1 protein-coding gene is annotated in these 395 nt (G+C 51.4%); it reads right to left on the bottom strand.

The features are described 5' to 3' along the window. Window positions 1–12: 12 nt before the first annotated feature. Window positions 13–395, bottom strand: a 383-nt coding sequence (locus EN780_RS40230; protein ID WP_210215163.1) for a sulfatase/phosphatase domain-containing protein, incomplete at its 5' end; no start/stop codon positions are given.

Below are 395 nucleotides of genomic sequence, written 5' to 3'. Positions count from 1 at the left end.
GGTCCGCCAAGGTCAATAGTCCTCAATTCTCTCCGGGCCGGATCCACTTCTAAGCATCATTGCGGAAAAGCTGCGGCCTAATAGGTCGTATTTCAACCCCCTGTGATGGTGGCTATCCCATAGGTCATAATGCTCATTGGGGTCCTCTTTATGATCGAACAGCTCTCCTATTCCAACATCGTGATATACATTTAGTTTGTGACGTCCATCATAGTACATCGATGCGCGAGACCCTCGGCTGCCGCGGAACCTGAGGGAGTTGTGATACTCACTGACAACGTATGGCTTATGGCAATCCAGTGAAGTGTTCCCAAGCAGCATCTGGTCGAGTGACAGCCCCTGCATGGCCTTTGGGACCTCAAGCCCCGATAACGAGAGCAATGTGGGCGCAATAT

Source organism: Mesorhizobium sp. M4B.F.Ca.ET.089.01.1.1 (assembly GCF_004022605.1).
Lineage (GTDB): Bacteria > Pseudomonadota > Alphaproteobacteria > Rhizobiales > Rhizobiaceae > Mesorhizobium > Mesorhizobium abyssinicae.
Note: the sequence above shows the minus strand (reverse complement) of the source record. Positions and strands in the feature narration are given on the sequence as shown.